Raw genomic sequence first — 24,160 nt, 5'->3', positions numbered from 1 at the left:
CAGGGCGGTTAGCCGCGCTTGGTCAAACCCATTTTTAGGCGCCCTTCGGCCGGGGTCATGACCCGCGCACCGAGGCGGCTGAGGATTTCACTGGCGCGCTCCACCAGTTGACCGTTGGTGGCGAGCACGCCTTTGTCCAGCCACAGGTTGTCCTCCAGCCCCACCCGCACGTTGCCGCCCAGCAGCACCGCTTGCGCCGCCATCGGCATCTGCATGCGCCCGATACCGAAGCCGGCCCACACTGCGCCTGCGGGCAGGTTGTCGACCATGGCTTTCATGGTGGTGGTGTCGGCCGGCGCGCCCCACGGGATGCCCAGGCACAGTTGGAACAGCGGGTCGTCGAGCAGGCCTTCCTTGATCATCTGCTTGGCGAACCACAGGTGGCCGGTGTCGAAGATTTCCAGCTCGGCCTTCACCCCCAGTTCCTGGATGCGCTTGGCGCCGGCCCGCAGTTGCGCCGGGGTCGACACGTAAATGGTGTCGCCATCGCCGAAGTTGAGGGTGCCGCAATCGAGGGTGCAGATTTCCGGCAGCAGTTCTTCCACATGGGCCAGGCGCGTCAGCGGGCCGACCAGGTCGGTGTTGGGGCCGAAGGCCATGGGGTTCTCGCCGCCGCCGATCTCCAGGTCGCCGCCCATGCCGGCGGTGAGGTTGACGATGATGTCGATGTCGGCCTCGCGAATACGCTCCATCACTTCGCGGTACAGGGCCACGTCGCGGCTGAACTTGCCGGTCTCGGGGTCGCGCACATGGCAGTGCACCACGGTGGCGCCGGCCTTGGCGGCTTCCACGGCGGCGGCGGCGATTTGCTTGGGGGTGACCGGCACGTGCGGGCTTCTGGCGGTCGTGTCGCCAGCACCGGTGAGTGCGCAGGTGATGATGACGTCGTGGTTCATGGGGCAGGTTCCTTACAGGCGTGGTGGTGCCGTTCGCGGTCGGAAATGACCGCGAAACGGTGATTCAGAACAGGTTATTTGCGGGTCAGTTGCAGGTTGGCGGCGGCCGGTTTGCCGTCGAAGGTGGTCACGCCTTCGAGCCAGCGCGCCTGGTCTTGCGGGTGATCCTTGAGCCACTGTTTGGCGGACTCGAAGGCGTCCTTGTGATCCAGCAACGGCTGCATCATTCGGCTCTCGTCGGCAGCGGTGAAGGTCAGGTTGGTCAGCAGCTTGTGGATGTTGGGGCACTGCGCGGCATAGTTTGGCGCGGTGACGGTCCAGACGGTGGCCATGCCTTCGTTCGGGCCCAGGGCGTCGTCGCTGCCGGTGAGGTAGGTCATCGCCACGTTGACGTTCATCGGGTGCGGCGCCCAGCCAAAGAACACCACGGCTTCCTTGCGACGCACCGCGCGATCCACGGCGGCGAGCATGCCGGCCTCGCTGGACTCCACCAACTGGAACTTGCCCAGGCCGAACTGGTTCTTGGCGATCATCGCCTTGATCTGGGTATTGGCGCCCGAGCCTGGCTCGATGCCGTAGATCTTGCCGCCGAGTTCTTTCTCGAACTTGGCGATGTCGGCGAAGGTTTTCAGGCCCTTGTCCGCCAGGTACGTCGGCACGGCCAGGGTGGCGCGGGCGTCTTCCAGGCTCGGTTTGTCGAGGACCTTGACTTGCTTGGCGTCGACGAACGGGGTGATGGTCTGGGTCATCAGCGGGTTCCAGTAGCCGAGGAACAGGTCCAGGCGCTGGTCGCGGATGCCGGCGAAGATGATTTGCTGGGAGGCGCTGGTCTGTTTGGTCTTGTAGCCGAGGCCGTCGAGCAACACTTGGGTCATGGCGCTGGTGGCGATCACGTCGGTCCAGTTCACCACGCCCATGCGCACGTTCTGGCAGGAGGGGGCGTCGGCCGCCAGGGCATTCGTGCTCAAGATGGCGCTGGCGCTGAGTGCGAGCACGCAGCGGCGGATCAGTCGATTCATGGTGGTTCCCTCGGCAGGTCGTTATTGTGGGGGCCGGCGTCTTTGTGCGCCGTGGGATCACGTTACGCAGCTTGAGGGGCGACAAAACGCACGGCGGCGACCCGCTCTTGCACTGCAGCGACCTGTCCTCTTGAATCCGCCCATGAACGGGAGTATCACAGTGCCACGCTGCCCGTCCTACGAGAGCGCCACCATGTCCCAGGATGTCTACTTTCTGCTGATGCCGGGTTTCTCGGCCATCGGCTTTATCTCCGCGCTCGAACCGCTGCGGGTGGCCAATCGTTTTCGCGGCGAGCTGTACCGTTGGCACATATTGAGCGCCGACGGCGGCGCGGTGCTGGCGAGCAATGGCATGTCGGTCAACGCCGACGCGGCGCTGGAACCGCTGAAAAAAGGCGCGACCCTGCTGGTGGTCGCCGGCTTCGAGCCGCTGCAGTTCGCCACGCCCGTGCTGGAACATTGGCTGCGTCGCCTCGACCATGACGGCGTGACCCTCGGCGCCATCGACACCGGCGCCTGCATCCTGGCCGAAGCCGGCCTGCTCGACGGCCACCGCCTGACCCTGCACTGGGAAGCCATCGACGCCTTCAAGGAGTCCTATCCGCACCTGACGGTGACCCACGAACTGTTCGAGATCGACCGCCGCCGCATCACCTGCGCCGGCGGCACCGCTTCCATCGACCTGATGCTCGACCTCATCGCCCAGGCCCACGGCCCGGAGCTGGCGATCCAGGTTTCCGAACAGTTCGTGCTGGGCCGCATCCGCCCGCGCAAGGACCACCAACGCATGCAGATCGCCACGCGCTACGGCATCAACAACAAGAAGTTGGTGCAGGTGATCGGCGAGATGGAGCAGCACACCGAACCGCCCCTGAGCACCCTGGCCCTGGCCGACGCGATCAAGGTCACGCGGCGCCAGTTGGAGCGGCTGTTCCGCTTGCACCTGAACGACACACCGAGCAATTTCTACCTCGGCCTGCGCCTGGAAAAAGCCCGGCAGTTATTGCGCCAGAGCGACATGAGCGTGCTGGAGGTGAGCATTGCGTGCGGGTTTGAATCGCCGTCGTATTTCACCCGCAGCTATCGGGCGCGGTTTGCCAAGTGTCCGCGAGAGGATCGGCGACGGGAGGTGGTTTGACCGGCGATTATAGTCAATTATACTCGCGACTATAATTTATAGTCCGCTACATAATTGAGTATAAAACCATGTCCAAGCCCAGCGGTTTTGTGTTCCGCCGCCCCGCGCTGGCCAGCAGTATTGCCGATGGCCTGGTGGGGGTCGGTCTGCAGGACTTCACCTCCGGCCTGTTTCTCGCGGCGCCGCGTCGCACCGGCAAAAGTACCTTTTTGCGCGAAGACCTTATCCCCCAATGCCAGGCCCGTGGCTGGCTGACGGTGTATGTCGACCTGTGGGCCGACAAGGAAAAAGACCCCGCCGAGCTGATTTCCAGCGCCATTGCCGGTGCGTTGGTGCCGTTCGAAAAGGGCATCCGCAAGCTGGCCAAGCATATCGGCATTGAAAAACTCAACTTCCTGCGCACCTTGTCCTGGGACTTCACCCAACCTCAATTGCCCGTGGGCGCGACGCTCACGCAAGCACTGGAATTACTTCACAGCGCCGCCGAGAAAACCGTGGTGCTGGTGATCGACGAAGCCCAGCACGCGCTCACCACCGAGGCGGGCATCAACGCCATGTTTGCCCTCAAGGCCGCGCGCGACCAGCTCAACCAGGGCCGCGAAGGCGAGGGCAGTGGCCTGCACCTGGTGTTCACCGGTTCCAATCGCGACAAACTCGCCCATTTGGTCTTGGGCAAAAGCCAGCCGTTCTTCGGTTCCAGCATCACGCCGTTTCCGTTGCTGGGGAAAGCGTTTACCCAGGCGTACACCGCGCACCTCAACGCCCACTTGGCCAAGACCAATCAATTCAACGCGGCCGACATTGATGAAGCGTTCGAGTTGGTTGGCCGTCGGCCGGAGATGCTGCGCACCATCGTGGGCGAGGTGGCGCTGGAGCTGGGCGAGGCGAGCAATCTCGGTCAACTGCTGCACAGCCGCGCCGAACTGCTGCGCGCTGGCGTGTGGACCGAATTCGAGAGCGCCTGGAACGCCCTGACGATCCCTCAACGTGCCGTGTTGGAAGTGATGGTGACGCGTTCGCAACACAACGAACCCTTCGCCCCGTTCACCGACAGCACCCTCACCGCCGTCAGCCAGGCGCTGGAGGCGATGGGCAGCGACGTAGTGCCGGGCACCCAGACCATCCAGGCGTGTATCGATGCCTTGCGCGACAAGGAGCTGGTGTGGAAATCAAGCCGCGGCGGTTATGCCCTCGAAGACAAATCCTTCGGCGACTGGCTGCTGCACAAGCGCCGTACGCTGAGCTAAAGACCCCACAAAACCCAGGTGGGAGAGGGTTATTTTTTCAGCAGGGCCGAACAGGCGGCCTTGTAGGCTTCGTGCTGGTACTTGTTCAGCGTCGTCGGCAGCTCGAAATTGTGCTTCTTGTACTGCGCATTGAGGGTCTGCGGCGACAGCAGGGTCACTTCAACCCCGTCGAGCAACTGAAACACCCCTTCAATCTTGAACGTCGTCGGCCCACCGGCGAATTCACCTTTCTTGCTGCGCTTCTTGATGACGATGCGTTCGATGGCGTTGGCCTGCACAAACGCCTTCACCTGGGCGGCGAAGGCTTTGACGTTGGCCGCGTCATCGTCGTCTTCCAGGGCGATTTTCTTGGTGGCCAGGGCAACGTGGCTCAGCGCCTGGTTATCCAGGGAGGCGAGGGCGATGATGGCTTCGCTGCCTTTGATTTCGATGCCGCAGAGAGTCATTGGGTCGCCTTGGAGCAAAATGAGAGGCGGCGATAGTAACAGGGGCGAGGGCTGAGACGGTCGCTGTCCATCCGTCGGATGCGTGCTTGACCTGTTATTTCTGACAGTAGACCGCTGCGTGCCCGGTCTCATAGATTCCCTGAAGGGCCTGCCGAGGGTTCCGGCCTGTTTCATGGCTATTCCGACAAGGGAGTTATGCAATGAATATTCGTAAGGAAATTCGCGCACTGACCGCAACGGAGCGACTGGACTTTATCAACACGTTACTGACGATGAAGAGCACCGGTGTCTACGACAAGTATGTTCATTGGCATCACGCCGTCATGAACGCCACGGTCTATCCGAACGAACCCCAAGATCCCAACTACCGTAACGGAGCTCACCGAGGGCCGGCATTTTTGCCATGGCACCGTGAAATGTTGATGCAGTTCGAGGCAGACCTCCAAGCCATCAGGCCCGATATGACGCTGCCTTATTGGGACTGGACGCGGGATGCGGCCGCCCCTGAACAATCGCCGGTGTGGAGCCAGGGTTTCCTGGGTGGGGATGGCGACCCTGACGATGAGTTTCGCGTGCAGGATGGGGTCTTTGCGCACAAATACGGGAACTGGCCCGTGCCACCCTATGACGAGGAGGGCTTGCCGGGGCCTGGCCTCAAACGCCAGTTCGGGCAAGTGATCAACTCACTGCCCACCGAGGACGACCTGCGCGTGGCGATGAACGAAAGTCTGTATGACGAACCCAATTACAACTCGAGCCCTTTCACCCGCGGTTTCAGAAACCGCCTGGAAGGCTGGATCACCCAGCGTGGCGATCCGGCTGTCAAAACGTCCGGTTCGCAGTTGCATAACCGTGTGCATTTGTGGGTTGGCGGCAATATGTTGCCCATGACCTCACCCGACGACCCGGTGTTCTTCTTGCATCACTGTTTCGTCGACAAGATCTGGGCGGACTGGCAGGCGCAGAAGCGGCTGGATGAGCCGGACCTGGCTCCGCATTATTGCCCCATGCAGGACGGCCCGCCGGGCCACAACTACGACGATGTGATTAAACCCTGGACGCGCCGTATCAGTGAGGTGATGGATATCAACGCGCTAGGCTACAGCTATGCCCCCCTCCGCTCGCTGACGAAAAACCCGTTCAAGTCGCCCTTCGTGGCCTGACGCTTGCGATTCATTCCCGCGTTCAATGCGCGGGAATGCGTCACTCCTGGCCAATCGACTCCAAAAACTCCGAACGTTCATCACTCATCCGCGCCAGGCAGTCGTTCAGTTCAATCGCATAGGGCTTGGTGCCGGTCGCCGCCGGGAAGGTGTCTACCGCGCAATCGGCGTCGCGCAGTTTTTCCCATTTCTGCTGGGCATCCTTCAGACGGGCGGTGATGTCCGCCAGCTTTGACTTGTCGCTGCCATAGGTCGAACCCATGCGATCGAGCAGTGCTTGATAGTTCTCCTTAAGCAATTGCTCGGCGGTGGTTTTGTTGTAGGTGGCGCATTCCAGGGTTTGCTTGTCGTTTTCGATGCCGTCGCACGGCGTGCTGTCGGTGTCTTCGGCGGCGTGGACGCCGGTTGCGATGAGTGCCAAAGCCAGGAAAATCGATTTCATTGCGCCGTCTCATATCGGTGGATGCGGGAATTCTGGCTCAAGCGTAAGACAAAGAACAGTCGCCAGACAGACCTGTCTTAACGACCTTCGTCGCGGATTGACGCTTTCGGCAATTCCCCTGTCGTTTTTGCACCCGGTCCGGTCGGCCCCTGGGCATATGCTGGCCCCAAAGCGCCGGCAGACGATTCGGCGCACGACTCGCCAATAAGGGGACGCCTGATGAGCCCAGCGCAATTACACGCCGACAGCATCGTTATCGACGGGCTGATCATTGCCAAGTGGAACCGCGAGCTGTTCGAGGACATGCGCAAAGGTGGCCTGACCGCCGCCAACTGCACCGTGTCGGTGTGGGAAGGCTTCCAGGCCACGATCAACAACATCGTGGCCAGCCAGACCCTGATCCGCGAGAACAGCGACCTGGTGATCCCGGTGAAAACCACCGCCGACATCCATAAAGCCAAGGAACAGGGCAAGACCGGCATCATCTTCGGCTTCCAGAACGCCCATGCCTTCGAGGACCAGCTCGGCTACGTCGAGATCTTCAAGCAGCTCGGCGTCGGTGTGGTGCAGATGTGCTACAACACCCAGAACCTGGTCGGCACCGGTTGCTATGAGCGCGACGGCGGGCTGTCGGGCTTTGGCCGCGAGATCGTCGGCGAGATGAACCGCGTCGGCATCATGTGCGACCTGTCCCACGTCGGCTCCAAGACCAGCGAAGAAGTCATCCTCGAATCGAAAAAACCGGTGTGCTACTCCCACTGCCTGCCGTCCGGGCTCAAGGAACACCCGCGCAACAAGTCCGATGAAGAACTGAAATTCATCGCCGACCACGGCGGCTTCGTCGGCGTGACCATGTTCGCGCCGTTCCTGGCCAAGGGCATCGACTCGACCATCGACGACTACGCCGAAGCCATCGAGTACACCATGAACATCGTCGGCGAAGACGCCATCGGTATCGGCACCGATTTCACCCAGGGCCATGGCCAGGATTTCTTTGAAATGCTGACCCATGACAAGGGCTACGCCCGCCGCCTGACCAGCTTCGGCAAGATCATCAACCCCCTGGGCATCCGCACCGTGGGCGAGTTCCCCAACCTCACCGAGACCCTGCTCAAGCGCGGCCACAGCGAACGCGTGGTGCGCAAGATCATGGGCGAGAACTGGGTCAACGTCTTGAAGGACGTGTGGGGCGAATAAGCCAACAGCACCCTCGGGCAACACCACCACGAATTTTCTGGAGTTAAGTTTCCATGGCCAAGATCGCCCCGCAATTACCTATCGAAGTCGACAGCGAAACCGGTGTCTGGACTTCCGACGCCCTGCCGATGCTGTACGTACCGCGTCATTTCTTCGTCAACAACCACATGGGCATCGAAGAAGTGCTCGGCGCCGAAGCCTACGCCGAGATTCTCTACAAGGCCGGCTACAAATCCGCCTGGCACTGGTGTGAAAAAGAAGCCGAATGCCATGGCCTGGAAGGCGTCGCGGTGTTCGAGCACTACATGAAGCGCCTGTCGCAACGTGGCTGGGGCCTGTTCAAGATCCAGGACATTGACCTGGATAAAGGCACCGCCAGCGTCAAGCTCGAACACTCGGCGTTCGTCTACGTGTACGGCAAGGTCGGGCGCAAGGTCGACTACATGTTCACCGGCTGGTTTGCCGGGGCCATGGACCAGATTCTGCAAGCGCGTGGCAGCACCCTCCGTACCGTGGCCGAACAAGTCTACGGCGGCTCCGAAGAGGGCCATGACGACGGCCTGTTCACCGTCAAGCCGTTGTAAGTCGAGGAACCCTGCCATGGCTTTCGAAGCAATGTTCGCGCCGATCCAGATCGGCAAACTGACCATCCGCAACCGCGTGCTCAGTACCGCCCACGCCGAGGTGTATGCCACCGACGGCGGCATGACCACCGACCGCTATGTGAAGTACTACGAAGAGAAAGCCAAGGGCGGGATCGGCCTGGCCATCTGCGGCGGGTCTTCCAGCGTGGCCATCGACAGCCCCCAGGGCTGGTGGAAATCGGTGAACCTGGCCGACGACCGGATCATCCCGCACTTCCAGAACCTGGCCGATGCCATGCACAAGCATGGCGCCAAGATCATGATCCAGATTACCCACATGGGTCGCCGCTCGCGCTGGGACGGCGAGCATTGGCCGACCCTGCTGTCGCCGTCGGGCATCCGCGAACCGGTGCACCGTGCGACCTGCAAGACCATCGAGCCGGAAGAAATCTGGCGCGTGATCGGCAACTACGCCAGCGCCGCCGCACGGGCGAAAGCCGGTGGCCTGGATGGCGTGGAACTGTCGGCGGTGCACCAGCACATGATCGACCAGTTCTGGAGCCCACGGGTCAACAAGCGCACCGACGAATGGGGCGGCAGCTTCGAGAACCGCATGCGTTTCGGCCTGGAAGTGCTCAAGGCCGTGCGGGCGGAGGTCGGCCCGGATTTCTGCGTCGGCATCCGCTTGTGCGGCGATGAGTTCCACCCGGACGGCTTGTCCCACGAGGACATGAAGCAGATCGCCAAGTATTACGACGACACCGGCATGCTCGACTTTATCGGCGTGGTCGGCTCGGGTTGCGATACCCACAACACCCTGGCCAACGTCATCCCGAACATGAGTTATCCACCGGAGCCGTTCCTGCATTTGGCGGCCGGGATCAAGGAAGTGGTCAAGGCCCCGGTGCTGCACGCGCAGAACATCAAGGACCCGAACCAGGCCACGCGCATCCTCGAAGGCGGCTATGTGGACATGGTCGGCATGACCCGCGCCCACATCGCCGACCCGCACCTGATCGCCAAGATCAAGATGGGCCAGATCGACCAGATCAAACAGTGCGTCGGCGCCAACTATTGCATCGACCGCCAGTACCAGGGCCTGGATGTGCTGTGCATCCAGAACGCCGCGACCTCCCGTGAATACATGGGCGTGCCGCACATCATCGAAAAATCCACCGGACCGAAACGCAAGGTGGTGGTGGTCGGTGCCGGTCCGGCCGGGATGGAAGCGGCGCGCGTCGCCGCCGAGCGGGGCCACGACGTGACCCTGCTGGAGAAAAAAGACTTTATCGGCGGACAGATCACCACCGCCTCCAAGGCCCCGCAGCGCGACCAGATTGCCGGCATCACCCGCTGGTTCCAACTGGAACTGGCGCGGCTGAACGTCGACCTGCGCCTGGGCGTGGCGGCGGACGCGGCGACCATCCTCGACCTGCGCCCGGATGTGGTGGTGCTGGCGGTGGGCGGGCATCCGTTCCTGGAGCAGAACGAACACTGGGGCGCGGCCGAAGGCCTGGTGGTCAGCAGTTGGGACGTGCTCGACGGCAAAGTGGCGCCGGGCAAGAACGTGCTGGTGTACGACACCATCTGCGAATTCACCGGCATGTCGGTGGCGGACTTCCTCGCGGACAAGGGCAGCCAGGTCGAGATCGTCACCGACGACATCAAGCCCGGCGTGGCCATCGGCGGTACGTCGTTCCCCACGTACTACCGCAGCATGTACCCCAAGGAAGTGATCATGACCGGCGACATGATGCTGGAAAAGGTCTACCGCGAAGGCGACAAGCTGGTGGCGGTGCTGGAGAACGAATACACCGGCGCCAAAGAGGAGCGAGTGGTCGACCAGGTGGTCGTCGAGAACGGCGTGCGCCCGGACGAAGCGATCTACTACGCCCTCAAAGACGGCTCGCGCAACAAGGGCCAGATGGACATCGAAGCCTTGTTCGCGATCAGGCCGCAGCCGTGCCTGAGCGAAGCGGGCGAGGGCTACTTGCTGTTCCGCATCGGTGACTGTGTGGCGCAGCGCAACACCCACGCCGCGATCTATGACGCCTTGCGCCTGTGCAAGGATTTCTGACCCGACACCGAACCAATGTGTACTCGGTCTGAAAATGTGGGAGGGGGCTTGCTCCCGATAGCGGTGGGTCAGCTACAGCTGTATCGACTGACAGACTGCTATCGGGAGCAAGCCCCCTCCCACATTCAGGCCCGGTTTCACAGTAGATCCGTGTGGTCTGTGGGAGCTTCACCATGTTGAATACTCTTCTTCCGATTCTGCTGTTCGCGGCGCTGGGCCTTGCTGTTCTGGGCGCACTGCGGCGGGCAGCCATGTGGCGCCGTGGGCGAGCGTCGAAGGTCGACTTGATCAAAGGCCTGCTGGCCATGCCCAGGCGCTACATGGTCGACCTGCACCACGTGGTCGCCCGCGACAAATACATCGCCAATACCCACGTCGCCACGGCGCTGGGCTTTGTGCTGTCGGCGTTGCTGGCGATCCTGGTGCACGGTTTCGGCCTGCATAACCGCCTGCTCGGTTATGCGCTGCTGCTGTCTTCGGTGCTGATGTTCGTCGGCGCCACGTTTGTCTACCTGCGCCGGCGCAATCCGCCGGCGCGCTTGTCCAAAGGCCCGTGGATGCGCCTGCCGAAAAGCCTGATGGCGTTTTCGCTGAGCTTCTTCCTGGTGACCTTGCCGGTGGCCGGGGTGCTGCCCGCCGACGTCGGTGGCTGGTTGCTGGCCGCGCTGCTCGGCGTTGGCGTGCTGTGGGGCGTGTCGGAAATGTTCTTCGGCATGACCTGGGGCGGGCCGATGAAGCACGCCTTCGCCGGTGCCCTGCACCTGGCCTGGCACCGCCGCGCCGAGCGTTTTGGCGGCGGCCGTTCCACCGGTTTGAAGCCGCTGGACCTCAAAGACAAACGCGCGCCATTGGGCGTGGAAAAACCCACGGATTTCACCTGGAACCAACTGCTCGGCTTCGACGCCTGCGTGCAGTGCGGCAAGTGCGAAGCCGCGTGCCCGGCGTTCGCCGCCGGCCAGCCGCTGAACCCGAAAAAGCTGATCCAGGACATGGTGGTCGGCCTGGCCGGCGGCACCGATGCCAAGTTCGCCGGCAGCCCGTATCCGGGCAAACCCATCGGCGAACACAGCGGCAATCCGCACCAGCCGATCGTCAATGGCCTGGTGGACGCCGAAACCCTGTGGTCGTGCACCACCTGCCGCGCCTGCGTGGAAGAGTGCCCGATGATGATCGAGCACGTGGACGCCATCGTCGACATGCGCCGCTACCTCACCCTGGAAAAAGGCGCCACCCCGAACAAGGGCGCTGAAGTCCTGGAAAACCTGATTGCCACCGACAACCCCGGCGGTTTCGCGCCGGGCGGTCGGTTGAACTGGGCGGCGGATTTGAACCTGCCGCTGCTCAGCGACAAGGGCCGCTGCGACGTGCTGTTCTGGGTCGGCGACGGCGCCTTCGACATGCGCAACCAACGCACCCTGCGCGCGTTCGTCAAAGTGCTGAAAGCCGCCAAGGTCGACTTCGCCGTGCTCGGCCTGGAAGAACGCGACAGCGGCGACGTGGCGCGCCGCCTGGGCGATGAAGCGACCTTCCAACTGCTGGCCACGCGCAATATCCAGACGTTGGCCAAGTACAGCTTCACGCGCATCGTCACCTGCGACCCCCACAGTTTCCATGTGCTGAAAAACGAATACGGCGCCTTCAACGGCGACTACGTGGTGCAGCACCACAGCACGTTCATGGCCGAGCTGATCGGCGACGGCGCGCTGAACCTGGGCCAGCACAAAGGCAACAGCGTGACCTACCACGACCCGTGCTACCTGGGCCGCTACAACGGTGAGTACGAGGCGCCGCGCCAAGTGCTGCGCGCGCTGGGCATCGAGGTCAAGGAGATGCAACGCTCGGCCTTCCGTTCACGCTGCTGCGGCGGCGGTGGCGGCGCGCCGATCACCGACATTCCCGGCAAGCAGCGCATCCCCGACATGCGTATGGACGACATCCGCGAAACCGCTGCCGAGCTGGTGGCCGTGGGTTGCCCGCAATGCACCGCGATGCTTGAAGGCGTGGTCGAACCGCGTCCGCGGATTTTGGACATCGCTGAGTTGGTGGCCGACGCCTTGCTTGAAGACGCGCCCGCTGCCAAAACCCCGATCAAACGCGAACCTGTGGAGGTGCATTGATGAGCGACATTATCCGCCGCGACCCACGGGCCGAATGGATCGCCCGCAACCGCCTGCATCCACTGCATGCGGCGATGCAACCGCAGCAGCATAGCTGGATGGGGCCCAGCGGCGTCATGCGCAAAAACGTGCATGGCGTGGGGTTTATCGGCCCCAACGGCATCAAGCGCATCGACCGCAGCGGCGCCCAACAGGGCGGCGCGGCCAAGCGCACGGCGGCGGTGGAAGTGCAATTGCCGCTGCATCAGGTGGTTGAGCCGACGTTCTATATCAACGTTGTGCCGGACATGGTCGGTGGCCGTTTGAGCAGTCACGACCGCGACCTGCTCGGCCTCGCCCGGCAACTGGCCGGCAGCGACGGCGCGGTGCTGGCGGTGGTGTTTGGCGAGCACAAGGAAAACGCCTTCGCCACGGCCGGCGTCGACCGCCTGCTGGTGCTCGACGGCCATGAATTCGACGGTTATGCACCGGAGCAACGTGTCCAGGGCCTGCGGGCTGTGGATAACCAATTCAACCCGCGCCACTGGCTGCTGCCCGACAGCCGCAGCGGTGGCGGTGAGTTGGGTCGACGCTTGGCCGCCAGCCTCAAGGAACGTCCGGCCACGCGGGTCTGGCAGATCAAGGGCAGCGAATGCATCGGCCGCGCCGGCGCCGGCCAGCAAGATTTGGCCCGGCCGCTGCCACGCCTGATCCTCGCCGCCGCCGAATGCGCCGAGCCGGTCAGCGAGACCCGTCACGAAGTGCTGCCCGTGACGTTATCCACAACCCTGGCGCGCCGCCTGCCACGCATCGAAGACCTCGGCGCGGTGGCGGTGGACCCGGCGGCGATTCCCATGGCCGAGGCCGAGTTCATCTTCTCCGGCGGCAATGGGGTCAAGGATTGGGCACTGTTCCACCAGACCGCCGCCGCCCTGGGCGCCACCGAAGGTGCGTCACGGGTGGCGGTGGACGACGGCTTCATGGCCCGCGACCGCCAGGTCGGCGCCAGCGGTACCTGGGTCACGGCGCGGGTGTATGTGGCCGTGGGGATTTCCGGGGCGATCCAGCACCTGCAAGGCATCGGCGCCTGCGACAAGGTGGTGGCGATCAACCTCGATGCCGGCTGCGACATGATCAAGCGTGCCGACCTGTCGGTGATTGGCGACAGCGCGGCGATTCTGCAGGCCTTGATTGATGCGGTTCACACCTACCGCAACGGCGCCAAGCGCGATGCGGCTTAAGGATATGGTCATGACCACGAATGTAATCAGCCTGGTGTCCATCGGCGCCCACCCCACCTCCGGCCGCCCGCGCCGCGCCGAACAGGATGCGCGCGCGGTCGAACTGGGCCTGCAAATGGCGGGGGATCAGTTGCAGGTGCTGCATGCCGGCGATATCGCCGAACCGACTTTGCGCAGCTACCTGGGCATGGGCTTGCCCCAATTGCATGTGCTGGAACAACCGGCGGGCAGCGATGCCTTGCCGGTGCTCAGCGCGTATTTGCGCGAGGCCGGCGCCCAGGTAGTGCTCACCGGCAGCCAGGCCGAAACCGGTGAAGGGTCGGGGATGTTGCCGTTCCTGCTCGCCGAGCAACTGGGTTGGCCGTTGATTGTCGGGCTGGCGCAGGTGGAGTCCATCGACGGCGGCATCGCCCATGTGCTGCAAGCCTTGCCACGCGGCCAGCGGCGGCGCTTGAAGGTGCGCCTGCCGTTCCTGGCCACAGTGGATAACGCCGCGCCCAAACCACGCCAAAGCGCCTATGGCCCGGCGCAACGTGGGGAACTGGCGGCCCATGAAGTCGAGGTCGAAGACGACGAATTACTCACCGGCGCCCAACTGCGGCCCGCCAAGCCACGGCCCAAACGCCTCAAAGTGATCAAGGCCAAGAGCGGCGCCGACCGCATGAAAGCCGCGACAGCCAAGGCCAGTGGCGGCGGCGGGCAAGTGCTCAAAGGCCTGAGCGCCGAAGACGGCGCGCAAGCGATCCTCAAGCTGTTGATCGAAGAAGGCGTCGTGCGCTAACCCACAGTTTTGATGCGGTTGTGCTTTAGAAGTGTTTGAGCAGGAGCATCTTCAATACCCGGCACTTCATGCAGCACCCGCCCAGGTCCTGAGCTGTAAACCCAATCCAATGTGGGAGGGGGCTTGCTCCCGATGACGGAGTGTCAGTCGCAACAGTCGTGACTGATCCACCGCCATCGGGAGCAAGCCCGCCTACCGTCAGGGCGGTGGGGCTGTAGGTTTGGGCACCAGTTCCGGCAGTGGTGGTGGCAAGGCCTGCCATGTCGCATCCGGTTGTTGCATCGGCGGCGGCAGCGGCGGCAGTGTGTCGCCGCCGCTCGGTTTGAGGATCATTTTGTCGGTGGTATCGCGCAGGATCATGCCCTCGGTCGAACTGCGCGCCTCGGTGCCGCTGTGGAAGGTGCTGATCTGGGAAATCGGCAGGTCCAGGTTGCGTTCGATCCTGGGCGTGAGCAGCAGGATGATTTCGGTCTTCTGCTGGGTGGTGACGTTGCTGCCGAACAGCTTGTCGCCGATCCACGGGATCTGGCTCAGCCATGGCAAGCCTGAGCCTTCATCGATGTCGGCCGTGCGGATCAACCCCGAGACAATCTGGGTTTCGTTGTTGCGCGCGGTCAACAGGGTCTTGGTCGAGCGCGACCCCAGTTCAAACGTGGCCGGTACGTTTTCCGAGCCGGGAATGCGCTTGGTGATGTGGCTCATTTCCACGTTCAACTCCAGGTGCACCTCATCGCTCAGGCTGATGGTGGGCTTGAGCCGGATCTGCAGGCCCACGTCCTGGTAAGACACCGACGAGGTGGTGATCTGGTTGGCCGTGGTGGTGGTGACCACCGGAATCTTGTCGCCAATGTTGACCTCGGCTTCCTCGCGGTTGCGCACCCGCACGCGCGGGTTGGCCAGGGTCACGGTGTTGCCGCTGCGCTGCAGCATATTGATCCGCGCCGAAGTGCTGCCGGCGTCCAGCAGGATGTTGTCACTGTTGAGACCGCGCAGCGCGCTGAGCGGAGTGCCCGCCAGCCCGGCCGGCACATTCGCCAGGTTGCCCACGGACAAACCGATCCCGTCCGGGTAGTCGATGCCCAGGTTCTTTTCGTCGGTCACCGCGACTTCCAATACCTGGATGCCGATGGTCACTTCTGCCTGGGCGATGTCCAGCGCTTCCACCAGCTTTTCCACGGCACTCAAGGTGTCGAGCCCGTCGCGCACGATCACCGCGTTGAGGCGCTCGTCCACCAGCACGTCCTTGGGCTTGAGGGTTTGCTTGATCTCGGCGGCGACGACCTTGGCGTCGCCATGGCTGAGGTAGAAGGTGCGCACCGCCAGCTCGCGGTATTCGCGTTCCTTGTCCGGGCGCCGGGGGTAAATCAGCAGGGTGTTGTTGTTGAGGATTTTCTTGTCCAGGCCTTGGGTGGTCAGCAGCAGGTTGAGCGCGTCTTCGGCGGTGGTGCGGCTGGCGGTCATGCTTGCCGAGGCGCTGGGGTTGACGTCCTTGTCGATGACAAAATTGACCCCCGACAAGCGGGCGATGGTCTCGAAAATCGTGGTCAGGCTTTGTGAACTGAATTCCAGGCTCAGCGGTTTGCGCATGGCTTCGGACAGGTCGGCGCTGAGGTAATCGGCGCTCACCAGTTCACGGGTCAGGGCGTTGCGAAAATCCAGGGCCTCTCGGTAGTTGGGTTTTTGCGCGATGATCTGGCGCACCAGGTTGAGGGCTTCCACCGGGTTGGCGCGCTTCATTTCATAAGCCCTGGCCAGTTGCGGGCGCAGCTGTTTCATCGCCTGGATGCTCTGGATTTCCTGGCGCGCGCCGAGGTTGGCCGGGTCGTATTTGAGGATGGTTTCCAGGGCCCGGATGGCCGCCGCATCGTCGCCGCGCATCAGCGCCGTGCTGGCCTCGCGGCTGTATTGGGCGACCAGCAATTCGAGCTTGCTGAATTGGGCGGTGCGCAATTGCACATCGTCGGGGGCTCGGTTGGCTTCGGCCTGCAGCACCTCCACCGAACGCACGATGTCGCCTTTCTGGCGCAGTTCATCGCTCTGTTTGATCGCCCGCTGGGTTTCGCACCCGACCAGCACCAGCAGTGCCAGGCTCAAGGGGACCCACGGAGGTATGCTCATGGTCGTGTCCTGCCCGTGTCAGTGGTTGTCCAGGCGCAAGGTGCTGACATGCTTGAGGGGCATGTAGGTCAGCACCACCGCGTTGTCGGTGAGCGTGTCCAGGCGGTAGTGCGCGTCGAGCATCTTGCCGGGCACGATGCGGCCGGGCACCGAGCAGCGGTTGCACAGGGTGTACTGGTTGCCGTTGCCGCTGAGCACGACGATTTTCGCCTGGTGCTCGTAGCGCCACTGTGCACTCACGCGAAACGGCAGCGGCGGAGGCTTGGGCGGCGCGGTGTCGACCGGTGGCGGCGCCGGTGGCGCAGGTATCCAGGTCTGGGCGGGGAACAGATCAACCGTTGCCAGCGGCGGCGCGGTGACCTTTTGCGCCGGCGGCGCCGGCTCGAGCGGTCGGGCGACCACCGGCGCGGATGCCGGTGCCGACGTGGGGCTGTCGGGTGTGTCCTGCCAGAACAACCAGGCGCAGCCGAGCAGGGTGATCAGCAGCAACACGCGCAGGTACAGCGGCAGCTTCATTCCACCACCCCCAGCACGCTCAGTTTGAGGTGGATGTTCAGCATGCCGCTGGTGATGGCCTTGCGTTCCAGGGTGAGGCTGTCGATGCGCACCGCCGGCTCGCGTGCCACCTCGTTCAGCACCTCGCGCAACAGGCTGTAGGGGCCGGTGAGGGGGATTTCCACCTCCAGGCGTTGCAGCCCGGTGTCGCCGGGGACGGAGTACGCCAGGCTAGTCTGTTCGATAAGAAAACCGCGTTGCGCGAGCAGGCCCAGGAGTTTTTCCAGGCGCGGGGCGAAGTCGTCGGCGCCGGGCATTTTTTCCACCACTGCCGGCTCCGTGACTTGAACCTCCTGGGGCTGTTCGGCGATACCGGCTTCCACTTCCTGGCGCCGTTGCTGGTCCAAGACCAGCGCCGGGCGAATCACCGTCATGTCGATCAGCAGCGCCGCCGCCATCGTGCCCAGCGCCAGCAGTCCCCAGAACCCCAGGCGTTGCTGGCCCTGCATCAGTTGCCAGCGCAGGCGCGGCACGTGGCGGCTGAGGGCGTCCATCGGCGACTACCCTGCGCCAACGCTGAGTTTGACCTGCATCGGGTGTTGCGGGTCGTCGGTCTTGCGCGTGCTCTGCTGCAGATTCACCTGGACGCCAGGCTGGGCCTGCAGCCGCTCCACAAAGCGAAAGGCATCACCGAACGCCTTGGCCTCCAGTTCCAGGTTCAGCCGTTGCGCCTGGGTATTGACCTCCAGGCGTGTCAGGGCGATGTCCCGGGACCAGGCTTGGGCCACGGCGTCCATCAAGGCGAAGGGGCTGGCCGATTGTTGGGTGAAGGCCGCCACCTGCTGTTTTTGCACGGGCGACAGGTGAATCGCCGCCTGGATCAGTTGCTCCTGGCGACGCGTCAGTTGGATAAAGTGCTGCTCCCGTTCATCGGTCAGCCGTTGCTGCTCTTCCATGTGCTGCCACTGCTGCCAGGTGTTGAACAGCAGCGCGGCGGCCACCAGCCACAACGCGGCCACCCAGGGTCGTCGCGTGGCGCCGGGGTGCTGGAAATCCACGCGGGGCGCACGCGGTGCGCGCAACCGATGCCAGAAGCGGCTGAGCCTGGGGTTCATGCCGAGGGTTCCTCCAGCCACGGATGCACGGGCCCCAGGCGATTGTCCGTCGGGGTGTTGGCGACCACCCGGGGTGGCAGCGCGGGGCGCTCGACCAAGAGCCCGGCGGTGAACAGGTTGTCGCTCAAGGCGCTGTCGGGTGGGGTCGGGATCGCACACACCTGGTCAATCACGCCCTGCTGTCGATACAGGCAACTGAGGCCCTCGGCTTCGGGGACCGCCAGCACGCAGTCGTCGGGCAAGCGCCGCCAATACTGGCGGGCGACTGCCGTCAGCAGCGGCTCGCAGGTGACCAGCGGCAGATGGTTCAGCTTGAACAGGTCACGCAGGTCCTGCAGCAAGGCCCGCGACGTGGCGACCGCCAGGCGTTGCTGGCCGAAGGCGCCGTCGGCGAGCTGCACCTGCCACACCTGCGGGTCGAGCCCCACGTGCTGGCTGAAGGTGGCTTCGGCGAACCCCTGCCAATCGTCCCGGCTGTACAGGCCGGTTTGCCAGGGCAGCATCAGGTAGTGCACATGGGGAAACCCCAGCAGCAGCGTGGCCCGGTCCAGAAACCGCACAGGGCCGCGCGGCGCCTGTTCCAGCAGGTCGGCGCAGGCCGCCAGCGGTTCGCCGGCACGGCGCGCGTGCCACACCGGCGCACCCCGCCAGCGCGCGCGTGCGGCCCATTCGGCGCCGGTGCTGTGCAGCCACGCCACATGCTCAATAAAGGGAAATGACACGGTGGATCTCCTTGAGCGTGGTGTGGCCCTGGGCGGCATGGGCCAGGGCGATATCGCGGATAAACACATGGCCGGCTTCGCGCGCCAGTTCACGCAAAGTGGACGCCGAGCTGCGGTTGAGCAGGCCCTCCTTGATCGAGTCGTTCAGGCTCAGCACTTCGGCCAGGGCGAGCCGACCGCGATAACCGGTGTGGCGGCAGGCGTCGCAGCCTTTGCCCTCGCGATACACCCCGTTGTTGAGTTGGGCCTCGAGCAACTGGGCGAGGCGCACGATGTCCGCATCGGGTCGGCTTTCCACGCTGCAGTCCGGGCAGACGCGCCGCACCAGACGCTGGGCGACGACGCCATTGAGGGCTTCGACGAAACTGGCCGGGTCCACGTCCATGTAGGTGAAGCGCTCCAGCACACTGAACGCGCTGTTGGCATGCACCGAGGACATCACCAAGTGCCCGGTCAGCGCCGCCTGCACCGCGATGCCGGCGGTTTCGCCGTCGCGGATTTCCCCCACCAGGATGGTGTCCGGGTCGTGGCGCAGGATCGAGCGCAGGCCACGGGCGAATGTCAGGCCCTTTTTGTCGTTGACCGGGATTTGCAACACGCCGGGCAGTTCGTATTCCACCGGGTCTTCGATGGTGATGATTTTTTTCTCGCCGGTGTTGGTCTCCGACAAGGCCGCATACAGGGTGGTGGATTTGCCGCTGCCGGTGGGGCCGGTCACCAGCAACATGCCGTAGGGTTCGCTGGCCAGCACGCGGATGCGCTCGATGGTGTCGGCGTCCAGCCCCAGGTTCGCCAGGCTCAGGGATTCGCCGCGCTGGGACTTGTCGAGAATCCGCAGCACCGCGTCCTCGCCGTGGATGCTGGGCATGATCGACACGCGAAAATCCACTTCGCGGCCCTGGATCTTCATCTTGAAACGCCCGTCCTGGGGCACGCGCCGCTCGCCGATATCCAGCTCCGACAGGACCTTGAGGCGCGACAGTGCCTGCTCCGCCATGTCCATGCCGCTGGCCTGGCCCATCTGCTGCAATACGCCGTCGATGCGGTACTTGATGACCAGGCCCTGCGGGGTGGTTTCCACGTGGATATCACTGGCGCGACTTTGCAGCGCATCGAACAGCATGGAGTTGACCAGGCGCACCACGGGGTTGTCGTCGCGGGCGATGCTGCTCAAGGAAATTTCCTGCGCGACCTGGCCGACCGGGCCGTGGTCATCGGCCTCGCCGAAGGGCTGCATGACCCGTTGGCTGGCTTCGGCCTGGGTCAGCTGGGCCTTGACCGCACCCGGCAGGCTCATCGCCAGGGGCAGTTGGCGCAGCGCGGCACTGGACTGCAGCCAGTGCCGGCTGGCCAGGGTGAACGGGTCGCCCAGCACCAGGCACGGCTCGCCCTCGTGGTCCACCGGCAACACGTTGTGGATCAGCGCCAGGGGCAGTGCCAGCAGGTCGAAGCGCCAATGTTCGCTCAGGTGCTGCGGCGCGATGGCGCGCAGGCCCAGGGGCCGGGCGATGCTGCCCAACTGGTCGGGCGCCTGCGCCAGCACCTCCAGCAAATAATCCGACAGGCTGATGCCGCGTTGTGCCGCGAGGGTTTGCCATTGGTGTGTCTGCTCGCTCATCGGACTACCCCTGGATGGAACCGGCCAGCTCGAAAATCGGCATGTACAGCATGAACACGATCAGGCCGATCAACCCGCCCACCACCAGCATCAACAAGGGCTCGAACACCTTGCTGAACAGTTCGATGGCGCGCTCCAGGGCTTCGTCGTGAAACTGCGCGATGCGTTCGCACATCGCCGCCAGCTCGCCGCTTTGCTCGCCCACCCGCAGCAGGCGTTCGGCGACGGCGGTGGTCAGTCGGTGGCGGGCCAGCGATGTGGACAAGGGCTGGCCCGCCTGGATATCGGTCATGGCGTGGCGCAGGTCGGCCTGGCGTTCCGCCGGCAGCAGCGCGCCGGACAGCGCCACGGCGGTGACCACCGGCATCCCGCCCATCAGCAACATGCCGGCGGTGCGATAAAAACGCGCGAGGATAAACAGCGTGCGCTGCGCGCCCAGGCTGGGGATGGCCCATAGCAGGCGGGCAGCGCGCTGCTTGAACGCGGCGCTGCGCACCAACAGCACCAGGCCGATCACGGCCAGCACCAGGCCGATGAGCAACGCGTTGCCCTGGGTGTGCACCAGGTCGCCCCACCACACCATCAAGCGCGCGGTGGCGGGCAAGTCGGCCACGGCGTCGAACACGGCGGCAAACCGCGGGATCACGAAAAACAACAGGAACACCAGGATCAGTGCACCGACGCTGAGCACCACCATCGGGTACATCAGCGCGCCGCTGACACGCTTTTTGACCGCTTCCAGGTGCGCCTCGAAATGGTGATAACGGCGCAGCGCCACCGACAGTTGCCCGCTGTGCTCCGAGGACGCCACCGTGGCGATCAACAGGGACGGAAACACCTCGGGCTTGAGCTGCAGGGCCTTGGACAATGAATGGCCCTGGTACATCGACGCCAGCAAGTCGCTCATCACCTGGCGATTGATGCCCGGCGCGGCTTTGTCGCGCAGGGTTTCCACGGCTTCCACCAGCACCAGGCCGGCGTCCAGCAGCACCACCAGTTCCTGGATGAACAGGCCGAGGGCGAACCGCGCGCGCCGGCCCGGCAACCGGAGCTGGCGGCGCGCCTGCAACGAGATCACCTGGGCGCCGTCGGCCTGCAACTGTTGGCGGGCCTGGGCGGGGTCGAGGGCTTGCACGCGCAGGGTGTGCAGATGGCCGTCGCGCACGATACGGGCGTCGAAGTCGATCATGGCGTTTGCCTCGCCAACTGCTGGCGCTGTTGCAGCAATTGGCCGTAATAGCGCCATACGGCCGCGGCATAGCGTGCGCGGCGGCTGTCGCGCTGCGGCCGGGTACCGGCGTTGTAGGCGCCCACCGCTTGCCAGCCGTAGCCTTTTTCGCGGATGAACCCGGCCAGGATCCACGCGCCGACGATCACGCTGGTGCAGGGCTGGCTGATCAGGTGCTGTTCGGTGATGCCGTACTGCGCCAGCGTGGGCAAGTGACGGCTGTTGATTTGCATCAGGCCGATGTCACGGCTGCCGTCGCTGTTGACGTTGCGGGCCGTGGGGTTGAGGCCGGATTCGACCTTGGCGATGGCGTAGAGCAGGAGCGGATCGACGTGGTAGCGGCTGGCTGCCAGTTGCCAGCAATTGGCCTGGGCGGCGCCGGTCAGGCACAACCAGAGCAGGGTGAGCGACAGCGTGCGCATGGCCGGCTCACAGTCCGAACACAATGTCGGCGTGGGTGCCTTCACCGCCGGCCTTGCCATCGCGGCCGAGGGAAATGATGTCCACTTCGTGGGGGGGCGTGCCGGGGTTTTTGTACTGGTAGGGGGCGTTCCACGGGTCCGGCGGCGTGGCCTTGGGCAAGTACGGGCCGTGCCAGTTCGGTTCGCTGGCGGGCCGTTCGGTCAACGCGTTGAGCCCCAGCGATTCGGCGGGATAGTGGCCGTTGTCCAGGCGGTATTGGTTCAGGGCGTCGCCCAGGGATTTCATCTGGCCCTTGGCGGTTTGCACCTTGGCCAGCTCCAGGCGGTCGAACATCTTGGGGCCGACGTACCCGGCGAGCAAGGCGATGATGAGCAGGACGACCAGCAGTTCCAGCAGGGTGAAACCGGCGTGGGGTCTGTGGATAACAGAGGGAATGGCCATGGGAATACCCTGTTGGGAGTGCCAAGGTACGGCGGTTATGTCTCAATCTCCCGGCCCGCTGTAGCGCGGGCACCGCCGGTAGTACGTCGATATACACCCTTACCACTGTAGCGTTTGCCGATATAAGGCGCCGTGAGGCGCCCTATAACGTTTGGCTCTTGTGGTTATTGGCTTAATGCATATGCCCATGGGCTCATGGCACTTGTTCCCATGCCTGATCCCACGCCGTACCGGTGCCCGGCGCATAGGCCCAGGCCGCGCCGGCGCACCAGGCGGTGAACGGATGCGGTTTGCAGCGGTAGTTGTTGCCTCGGTTGCTCACGATGTCACCGGCCTTGTAGGGCGTGCCCTCTTGATAGGCCGGGTACTCCTCGCCACCTCCGGCCGGGGTCACGGTGAAGTCCTGTTCGGCCTGGCTGGTCTTGCCGTTTTGCGGGTCGCGAACATTCAAGCGTGCCGTGAAGACGGTGGGTTGCGTGACGGTGTAGGCAGTGCCGCTGACGGTGGCTGCGTTCGGCGCGCTGGTCATCCCGGAAACGGCCCATTGATAGATCAGTTGCCCATTGCTGCCGCTGGACGCGGTGCCGTTGAAGGTAAACGCCTCTCTCGACTTCAGTGCGGTGGGGCCGGTGATACGGGCGACGGGTGGGGCAGGATTGACCGGGGTTTCGCCGCCCGGGACGATCGCCATTGCCTTGGAATACCCCTCGGCCCTTACGAAGACCGAATTGGCGCCCGCGTCGCTTGGGTTGAACACCACGTTGTTGCCGTCTTTTTCCCCCACTTTGGCGATGTTCGGGTCGATCTGGCTCGCCAGTTGTTGGCCCCAGACGTTCGCGTCCAGGTTGCTCGCGTTGATGGGCAGGGTGATGTCGACGATCTCTTTGGCTTGCGGTGTGTTGTCCAGGATACGGAAGTGCACGGCATCACCTGGCACGAGCGCCTTCATGACCGCATCGATGAATTGGCCAAGATCGAACCAGCGCTCCGGCACGCTGGCCCCGACAAGGTTGATATCGCTGCAGTTGTAGAAGCCTTCCCCCGCCGGATCGACGCGCTGCCATTGCACGAAGAGCGTCGCCTTGCCGGATTGCCCGGCAGGCACAGGCACCGGGAACTTGAAGAAACCCGAGGCCGAAATGGCGGGCGGCTTGGTGCCCCAGTTGGTTTGCGCGACCTTCAGTTGCTCGGTGTGGATGAGGGTCAGGTCATTCCAGGTCAGCGGCGAGCGAGTCGGATCAAAGCCGGGTTTCGTGAGAAAAACCCGGGCAAAACTGGGCACGTGTGGCGCGGTACCGATGATGCGGACCTCCATCATGCCGTTGGAGGGGGTGACGTCGGTGCGGTACCAATCATTTGAAACCAGGTTCAGCCCGTCTTTCTTGCTGTCCGCTGCTGAACAGAGCGTGCCGTCCGGCACTTCGCGTTTAACCGTCTCCAGGTCTTCATAGCCGGGCGCCCTGATCAGGTGGGCCACTTCGTTCCATTGTTGGCCGGGGTACTGCCCGCTTTTACGGGCCAGTGCCGCGCACCCGGCATCGCTGGGGTTGCCTGACCAGAAGTCCGGGAGCGTCTTGCAGTAGATCTGCCGTGCGATGGGGGTATCCACCGCGCCATGGGCCATTGCCAGCGCCGGTACCAGACATACCAGCGCGAGCATTCCTGTGATTAAA

The 24,160-nt window shown here is 63.9% G+C and carries 23 protein-coding genes; 9 read left to right on the top strand and 14 right to left on the bottom strand.

Annotated features, from left to right (window positions below):
* Positions 1–8 precede the first annotated feature (8 nt).
* Together ACLH0J_RS06975 and ACLH0J_RS06970 are read right to left on the bottom strand one after the other, a co-directional pair.
* Complete coding sequence (locus ACLH0J_RS06975) at positions 9–896, bottom strand: 3-keto-5-aminohexanoate cleavage protein (protein WP_411391387.1); 888 nt, start codon at positions 894–896, stop codon at positions 9–11.
* A 74-nt stretch (positions 897–970) separates the two neighbouring features.
* Positions 971–1,915, bottom strand: a complete 945-nt coding sequence (locus ACLH0J_RS06970) for a choline ABC transporter substrate-binding protein (protein ID WP_411391386.1) — start codon at positions 1,913–1,915, stop codon at positions 971–973.
* A 193-nt stretch (positions 1,916–2,108) separates the two neighbouring features.
* Here ACLH0J_RS06970 and ACLH0J_RS06965 point away from each other — a divergent pair, with 193 nt between their 5' ends.
* Together ACLH0J_RS06965 and ACLH0J_RS06960 are read left to right on the top strand one after the other, a co-directional pair.
* Positions 2,109–3,053, top strand: coding sequence for a GlxA family transcriptional regulator (locus ACLH0J_RS06965; protein ID WP_411391385.1), 945 nt, complete (start codon positions 2,109–2,111; stop codon positions 3,051–3,053).
* 68 nt (positions 3,054–3,121) lie between these two features.
* On the top strand, positions 3,122–4,300 hold the full coding sequence (locus tag ACLH0J_RS06960) for an AAA family ATPase (RefSeq protein WP_411391384.1): 1,179 nt from the start codon (positions 3,122–3,124) through the stop codon (positions 4,298–4,300).
* A gap of 29 nt (positions 4,301–4,329) precedes the next feature.
* Here the strand turns inward: ACLH0J_RS06960 and ACLH0J_RS06955 are convergent, their stop codons facing one another.
* Positions 4,330–4,746 (bottom strand): DUF3010 family protein, encoded by a 417-nt coding sequence (locus tag ACLH0J_RS06955; RefSeq protein ID WP_411391383.1) that lies wholly within the window; start codon positions 4,744–4,746, stop codon positions 4,330–4,332.
* Positions 4,747–4,946: 200 nt separating this feature from the next.
* On the opposite strand from ACLH0J_RS06955, the gene ACLH0J_RS06950 reads away from it, so the two are divergent.
* The gene (locus tag ACLH0J_RS06950) at positions 4,947–5,909 is read left to right on the top strand and encodes a tyrosinase family protein (RefSeq protein ID WP_411391382.1); all 963 of its coding nucleotides are present in this window, start codon (positions 4,947–4,949) and stop codon (positions 5,907–5,909) included.
* A gap of 40 nt (positions 5,910–5,949) precedes the next feature.
* On the opposite strand, the gene ACLH0J_RS06945 is transcribed toward ACLH0J_RS06950, so the two are convergent.
* Entirely contained in the window at positions 5,950–6,351 is a 402-nt protein-coding gene (locus ACLH0J_RS06945) for a lysozyme inhibitor LprI family protein (RefSeq protein WP_411391381.1), read from the bottom strand.
* Between the two features lie 219 nt (positions 6,352–6,570).
* On the opposite strand from ACLH0J_RS06945, the gene ACLH0J_RS06940 reads away from it, so the two are divergent.
* The 6 genes from ACLH0J_RS06940 (at position 6,571) to ACLH0J_RS06915 (ending at position 14,327) form a co-directional block, all read left to right on the top strand.
* The gene (locus ACLH0J_RS06940; RefSeq protein ID WP_411391380.1) at positions 6,571–7,548 is read left to right on the top strand and encodes a dipeptidase; all 978 of its coding nucleotides are present in this window, start codon (positions 6,571–6,573) and stop codon (positions 7,546–7,548) included.
* A gap of 53 nt (positions 7,549–7,601) precedes the next feature.
* Positions 7,602–8,132, top strand: a complete 531-nt coding sequence (locus tag ACLH0J_RS06935) for a DUF5943 domain-containing protein (RefSeq protein WP_411391379.1) — start codon at positions 7,602–7,604, stop codon at positions 8,130–8,132.
* Between the two features lie 16 nt (positions 8,133–8,148).
* Positions 8,149–10,209: a dimethylglycine demethylation protein DgcA gene (dgcA, locus tag ACLH0J_RS06930; protein ID WP_411391378.1), complete on the top strand. Its 2,061-nt coding sequence runs from the start codon at positions 8,149–8,151 to the stop codon at positions 10,207–10,209.
* A 173-nt stretch (positions 10,210–10,382) separates the two neighbouring features.
* The gene (dgcB, locus tag ACLH0J_RS06925) at positions 10,383–12,326 is read left to right on the top strand and encodes a dimethylglycine demethylation protein DgcB (protein ID WP_411391377.1); all 1,944 of its coding nucleotides are present in this window, start codon (positions 10,383–10,385) and stop codon (positions 12,324–12,326) included.
* Positions 12,326–13,546, top strand: a complete 1,221-nt coding sequence (locus tag ACLH0J_RS06920) for an electron transfer flavoprotein subunit alpha/FixB family protein (protein WP_411391376.1) — start codon at positions 12,326–12,328, stop codon at positions 13,544–13,546. The genes dgcB and ACLH0J_RS06920 overlap by 1 nt, the downstream gene beginning before the upstream one ends.
* A gap of 10 nt (positions 13,547–13,556) precedes the next feature.
* Positions 13,557–14,327: an electron transfer flavoprotein subunit beta gene (locus tag ACLH0J_RS06915; protein WP_411391375.1), complete on the top strand. Its 771-nt coding sequence runs from the start codon at positions 13,557–13,559 to the stop codon at positions 14,325–14,327.
* Positions 14,328–14,525: 198 nt separating this feature from the next.
* Here ACLH0J_RS06915 and ACLH0J_RS06910 read toward each other — a convergent pair whose 3' ends face one another.
* From ACLH0J_RS06910 to ACLH0J_RS06865, 10 genes are all read right to left on the bottom strand, one after another.
* Positions 14,526–16,445: a secretin N-terminal domain-containing protein gene (locus tag ACLH0J_RS06910; protein ID WP_411391374.1), complete on the bottom strand. Its 1,920-nt coding sequence runs from the start codon at positions 16,443–16,445 to the stop codon at positions 14,526–14,528.
* Between the two features lie 18 nt (positions 16,446–16,463).
* Positions 16,464–16,961, bottom strand: coding sequence for a hypothetical protein (locus tag ACLH0J_RS06905; protein WP_411391373.1), 498 nt, complete (start codon positions 16,959–16,961; stop codon positions 16,464–16,466).
* Positions 16,958–17,494, bottom strand: coding sequence for a hypothetical protein (locus ACLH0J_RS06900; protein WP_411391372.1), 537 nt, complete (start codon positions 17,492–17,494; stop codon positions 16,958–16,960). The genes ACLH0J_RS06905 and ACLH0J_RS06900 overlap by 4 nt, the downstream gene beginning before the upstream one ends.
* A 6-nt stretch (positions 17,495–17,500) precedes the next feature.
* Positions 17,501–18,055: a hypothetical protein gene (locus ACLH0J_RS06895; protein WP_411391371.1), complete on the bottom strand. Its 555-nt coding sequence runs from the start codon at positions 18,053–18,055 to the stop codon at positions 17,501–17,503.
* Positions 18,052–18,777 (bottom strand): hypothetical protein, encoded by a 726-nt coding sequence (locus tag ACLH0J_RS06890; RefSeq protein ID WP_411391370.1) that lies wholly within the window; start codon positions 18,775–18,777, stop codon positions 18,052–18,054. Before ACLH0J_RS06890 ends, ACLH0J_RS06895 begins: the two co-directional genes overlap by 4 nt.
* Positions 18,758–20,395, bottom strand: a complete 1,638-nt coding sequence (locus ACLH0J_RS06885; protein WP_411391369.1) for a GspE/PulE family protein — start codon at positions 20,393–20,395, stop codon at positions 18,758–18,760. The genes ACLH0J_RS06890 and ACLH0J_RS06885 overlap by 20 nt, the downstream gene beginning before the upstream one ends.
* 4 nt (positions 20,396–20,399) lie before the next feature.
* Entirely contained in the window at positions 20,400–21,584 is a 1,185-nt protein-coding gene (locus tag ACLH0J_RS06880; RefSeq protein ID WP_411391368.1) for a type II secretion system F family protein, read from the bottom strand.
* Positions 21,581–22,045 (bottom strand): lytic transglycosylase domain-containing protein, encoded by a 465-nt coding sequence (locus tag ACLH0J_RS06875; RefSeq protein ID WP_411391367.1) that lies wholly within the window; start codon positions 22,043–22,045, stop codon positions 21,581–21,583. The genes ACLH0J_RS06880 and ACLH0J_RS06875 overlap by 4 nt, the downstream gene beginning before the upstream one ends.
* Before the next feature lie 7 nt (positions 22,046–22,052).
* Complete coding sequence (gspG, locus tag ACLH0J_RS06870; RefSeq protein ID WP_411391366.1) at positions 22,053–22,487, bottom strand: type II secretion system major pseudopilin GspG; 435 nt, start codon at positions 22,485–22,487, stop codon at positions 22,053–22,055.
* A gap of 193 nt (positions 22,488–22,680) precedes the next feature.
* Positions 22,681–24,147, bottom strand: coding sequence for a lytic polysaccharide monooxygenase (locus tag ACLH0J_RS06865; RefSeq protein WP_411391365.1), 1,467 nt, complete (start codon positions 24,145–24,147; stop codon positions 22,681–22,683).
* Between the last annotated feature and the right edge of the window lie 13 nt (positions 24,148–24,160).

The sequence above is a fragment of the Pseudomonas sp. MPB23 genome (assembly GCF_046605395.1).
GTDB lineage: Bacteria > Pseudomonadota > Gammaproteobacteria > Pseudomonadales > Pseudomonadaceae > Aquipseudomonas.
The sequence above is the reverse complement of the archived record's forward strand: the minus strand, read 5'-3'. Positions and strand labels throughout refer to the sequence as shown.